Here is a 5489-nt window from a genome sequence, read left to right on the forward strand (position 1 = left end):
GCATCCAGCGTCTCGTTCACGCCCTGGACAATCTTGCGGAAGTCACCTTGATGCTTGCTGGCATCCGCACGGGTGGATAAACGGCCTTCTACCGCTGCGTGCACCAATTCTTCAGTGTCATACACCATACTATTAATGGTCTCTATACACTGGTTCAGGTTGTTTTTAATGGCGTTAAAATCGCCTTTATAGTCAGCCGTAATCTTTTCTGGAATTTCACCTTTGGCGATCTGTTCCACATAGCTCGCAGCCACACCCAAAGGCGTTACAACTGCATCCAGTGTCTCGTTTATCCCCTCAACCACTTTGCGGAAATCGCCTTGATGCGGCTGAATGTCTGCCCGTGTAGAGAGATTGCCTTGTACCGCAGATTGTGCCAGGCCATGGGTATCATGAATGAGTAACTTAATCGACTTGACCATGCTTTGCATGGCCGTCATTAACTGGCCGGTTTCATCCTGGCTATGCACCTCAATCACGACATCTGTTCTACCCAGTGATAAGTCCTGTGCAACCTGGGCGGCTTCACGTATGGGTTTTGCAATTTTTGCGGCTGAAAACCAGATGACCGCAATCCCGGTTGCCGTCACCATCAAACCTAACAATAACTGCCATAAAGCGGCTTGATTCGCACCGCTAGACAATCGTTGATCAAGCGCTTGCGCTTCTGCCAGCACGACGGCGGTTGGTACTTTAATCAGGACAGACCAAGGTTTGCCAGTGCGGCCCAACATAATCGGGGCGAGCGCCATCATTTGACCGGCTTGCTGGTCAATCGCCGCTAAATCATGACCAGACTGGATCTCTTGGAGATACTTTGCGCTGCTGTCGCCCACAATTTTGCCAAAGGGCTGGCCAATCAAGCCTGGATTACGGCTATCGGCCACGATAAGCCCCATATTACTGACGATAACCACTTCGCCCTTGCCGTCAAACAGATTCTTGCTGGCACCTTCAGCGGTTTTTTGCACAAAGTCCAGATTGTAGTCAGTCCCGGCGACACCATAAAACTTGCCGTTCTTGATAATGGGCACCGACAGCGTGGTCAACCATACAGATTTGCCTTGCACAATATAAGGAAATGGGTCCAATACACTTTCGGTATGGTTTGTTTTGGGGCCAAGATACCAGCCGCCTTTCATGACGCCATTGGGGTGCTTGTCCAGCGTGTCATACTCCACCAGTGGTTGCACCGCAATCCGTCCGCTTTCATCACGGTTCCAATAAGGCGTAAAACGGCCGGTGAGGCTATTGTTGCCATCTCTGCCGGTTTTAAAAGCGTCATCTTTACCATCAAGCGCATCCGGCTCCCAACAACTATAAGTGCCATTGAACTCTGGGTTTTGTTTCAGCACATTGAGCAAGATGGCATTAATCTGGTCACGCCCCAGTGCCACGGAACCCTCTTTACTCAACACAAAAGTATTTGCCATCGTGCGTGCCGCATCCAGTGCGACATCAAACTTGGCCTGGATTTTTCCTGCTTCAGAGCCAGCCAGATTCTTCAAGCTGTTTTTGGTGCCTTCGTTGACTAACAACGATACGTTTTCAGACACCAGTTGCTGATTGTTTTTAGCTGAGAGATAAGAGGATCCGACGAGAATGCTGCCGCTAACCAGAATGGACAGCCCTGCCATCAGGACGATTTTGCCCTGAATAGATTGAAAGCGCTGAGACAACTGCATATTGACTTCCTTTGCATAAAAATAAATAGGGGGCGTGCATTGCTGACGCACTGCTCTTCCGAGTTATTTCTAGCTTGAAGTCAATCAATGACCGTAAAGCCAATTTTTATATGAATAATAAAATCCGTTTATAAGATTTTTTATTCACTGTTTATGTAATCATTATCCCGCTAAAGATAAATATCCAAATTGAATGTAAAACGTATTTTTATGGTTCTGTTTAAAGTCATTCAGGCATGAGGTTGTACAAACCATGCCCAATGAAGTGCAGACACAAAAAAACGGCTGCCGAAGCAGCCGTTTCTGAAAATGACTTAGGTCAAAACTCTTCCCAATCCGAATTATCCGTGCCGGTTTTGGCAGTGAGCCTGTTGGGACTCGCCGTCGCTTGAGCACGCTGGGGTTTATCCACATAACCAGAAGGTGCAGGAACCGGTCTTCCCGAGCCATGCTGAGGCATGCTTCGCGGTGTTGAAAAAACACTTCCCTTGACTTGAGACTTAGGTGAGGCGGTAAAGCCTGATCCCGCGCCCCTCTCCAGCTTGAACTGGCTGACCACATCCGCCAGCTGATTGGCCTGATCAACCAGGGATTCAGCCGCAGCGGCCGCTTCTTCAACCAAGGCTGCATTCTGTTGCGTGGTTTCATCCATGCTGGTCACTGCCTGGTTCACCTGCTCAATGCCGGTGGTTTGCTCAATAGAGGCAGCAGAGATTTCACTGATAATGTCAGCCACACGTTGCACAGAGGAGACCACCTCGTCCATCGTGCTACCGGCATTTTCAACCAGCTTGGTGCCTTCAGTGGTTTTATTTACAGAGTCTGCAATCAGCTCTTTAATCTCTTTCGCAGCACTGGCTGAACGCTGGGCCAGGTTACGCACTTCACCCGCTACAACCGCAAAACCACGGCCCTGTTCACCTGCACGCGCCGCTTCAACTGCCGCATTCAAGGCCAGGATGTTGGTCTGGAAGGCAATGCCGTCAATCACCGAGATGATGTCCTCGATCTTCTTGGCACTTTCGTTAATCGCACTCATGGTGGCAACCACTTCATTCACCACCTGGCCACCTTTAACCGCGACACCAGACGCTGTCAGTGCCAGCTGGTTGGCTTGTTTGGCGTTGTCGGCATTCTGTTTAACCGTGGATGCCAACTCCTCCATGCTTGCCGCCGTTTGCTCCAGGCTGGAAGCCTGTTGTTCGGTACGGGCTGAAAGATCAGCATTACCGCTGGAAATTTCATTGGCCGCAGTGGTGATGGTTTCGACGGCTTCAGTCACCGCAATGATCGGCTCTACAATCATGTCCAGGGTGTGGTTAACGCCCTCAACAATTTTGCGGAAATCGCCTTTATGCTGGGAAGCGTCAGCCCGCACTGAAATGCGGCCTTCGCCTGCAGCTTCTGTTAAGCCGTTGATGTCACCAATCAACCCTTTCAGGTTTGCGCGAACTTGCTCAACCGTGTCGTTGATCTCGCCCTTTTTACCTGGCCAGCGCTGAAGCGGAATGTCGAAGTTACCTTCACCAAAGCCCTTCACGACCTGCATGGATTGCTGGTTCATTTCCAACAAGCCAGTCACCATATTGTTGACAGACTTGGCCAGCGTACTGAAATCGCCTTTAAACATGTCATCACGTAGCATGGCATCAATTTCACCTTGCTCATGCGCATTACTGACCCAGTTAACCGAATCAATCAAGCCTTTGAGGTTGCCGCCAATCTTCTTGACGCTCTTGTTGATAAACGCTTTTTCTCCAGGGAACTCCTTGATGGTGGCGGAGAAATTACCTTCACCAAACTGCAAAATACAATCAGTCACCGTTTTATTTTCTTCGATATATTCCTGCACCATGCCGTTCACCCCTTCAGCCAAGGCGCTGAAGTGGCCATTATATTTGGCAGGGTCAATAAAATAGCTGATATTGCCCTGACGATGGGCAGCAGACATCTGGTTTAAATCGGAAATGATATTGGTCAAATTGGCTCTGACTTGCTCAATATCGCGGTTGATCTCGGCTTTTTTCCCTTTGAATGTCTCAAGCGGAATGCCAAAGTCGCCATTGCCAAAGCCGTTGATCACAGCCATCACCTTGCGGGTCGACGCATGTTGGTCATCCAGCATTTGATTGACACCTTCGGCCATGTCTTTAAACATTCCTTGGTGTTGTGCACTGTGGATACGGCGATCAATCTCACCATTGGCTTGCGCATGCGCGACATCCTTCATTTCGCTAATGACTTTTAGCACATGTTGCCGCATGCGTTGTAGCTGGTAGGCAACACTGCCTTGGTCATGTTCAGCCAGCGGTACGGCAAAGTCAGAATCCCCTTCACCAATTTTTTTGGCAAACTCAGTGAGTTCCAACGGATCTGCACCTAAACGGTTAAGCAGGGATTTAGAGATTGAAATAGCCATCCAGCCAGCGATAAGAATGGCAATCCCTAATGCAATTTGCATGAGTATGGAAAACCCGGAAGCGACAGACTTGGCTTGCGCTGAAGCCGTTTTGTTTAATGCCTCCTGATAATCAATAAACTGATTAATGGTTTTGAGCCATTCTACAAACAAGGGCTTAGCTTCACTCATTAACAGACTTTTCGCTTGCTCCTCATCACCTGCATGGCGTAATGCAATCACACGTTCAATCACCGGTAATGTTTTGGCTTCGATAGACTTGATGTGCGTGAGAATTTCCTTTTCATCTGCCGTAACAGCCGCATCCTCTTTAAAAATAGCATCCAGCTTGGCCGAACTCTCTTCATAAGCAACCGCCAATCGGCGGATATCACTGATGGACTTGTCCACTTCAGCACTGGATGCCTCTAGGGTCACATCACGCAAACTAATCGCCCGGTCATGCACGCTGCCGCGAAAATTGATGGCATAGCGCTGCTTAACGCTATTCACATCATTGATTTCGGTCAGCGTATCGTCGATTTCACGCACACGGTCAATCCCAATAACAGTTAATCCTGCCATCAGCAGAATCATGCTACCAAACCCGACCATCAGGCTTTTCTTTACTCTCATGTTTCCGAACATTTATCCATCCTCAGTATTTGCTTACGCCTATGCAAAATGCTTGTTTAAGATTACAAAAGTCAAAGACATGGCTGTCTTCTGACGTGTCTTGCCAACACAAACACTTTTTTCCTTAATACTTTGCTATCTTGCAATTAGTCATCCATCAAGCATCCATTAAAGAAAGGCTTAAAACCTATCCTTTTAATGTCTTTGAATGCATCTCCATAAAAGACAAATGTGATCCAGCAGATCACATAAAAAAACCGGCTGTTTAGCAGCCGGTTTTTTATTTAGACGAATGACTAGAATTCTTCCCAATCCGAATCGTCAGTGCCTGTCTTTGCGGGCGGCCTTGGCGCGCTCGGTGGAGATTTTGAAAACTGCGGTTTATCGACATAGCCTGAAGGGGCTGGCACAGCTCTGCCCGAACGCGAATCTGCACTTGGTCTTGGCGCTGAATATCCGCCACTACCAGAAGAGGATTTGAGCGTTGCAGTGAACCCTGTGTTGACTTTACCTTCCAGCTTGAACTGGCTAATCACATCAGCCAGCTGGTTGGCCTGATCGACCAGGGACTCAGCCGCAGCAGCAGCCTCTTCAACCAAGGCTGCGTTCTGCTGGGTGGTTTCATCCATGCTGGTCACTGCCTGGTTGACCTGGTCAATGCCGGTGGTCTGCTCGGTAGACGCGGCTGAAATCTCACTGATGATATCGGCCACACGCTGGACTGAGGAAACCACTTCTTCCATGGTGTTACCAGCATTCTCAACCAGTTT

Annotated in this window: 3 protein-coding genes; all 3 read right to left on the reverse strand. The window is 48.8% G+C overall.

What is annotated here, in order from left to right; all coding sequences use genetic code 11:
* A partial coding sequence (locus ACT53G_RS14475; protein WP_476169745.1) for a HAMP domain-containing protein occupies positions 1 to 1685 on the reverse strand: 1685 nt, incomplete at its 3' end.
* 319 nt (positions 1686 to 2004) lie between these two features.
* Positions 2005 to 4719, reverse strand: coding sequence for a methyl-accepting chemotaxis protein (locus ACT53G_RS14480; RefSeq protein WP_476169746.1), 2715 nt, complete (start codon positions 4717 to 4719; stop codon positions 2005 to 2007).
* Positions 4720 to 5015: 296 nt separating this feature from the next.
* On the reverse strand, positions 5016 to 5489 hold a 474-nt coding region (locus ACT53G_RS14485), incomplete at its 5' end, for a methyl-accepting chemotaxis protein (RefSeq protein WP_476169747.1).

It is taken from the genome of Methylophilus sp. DMC18, from assembly GCF_056314005.1.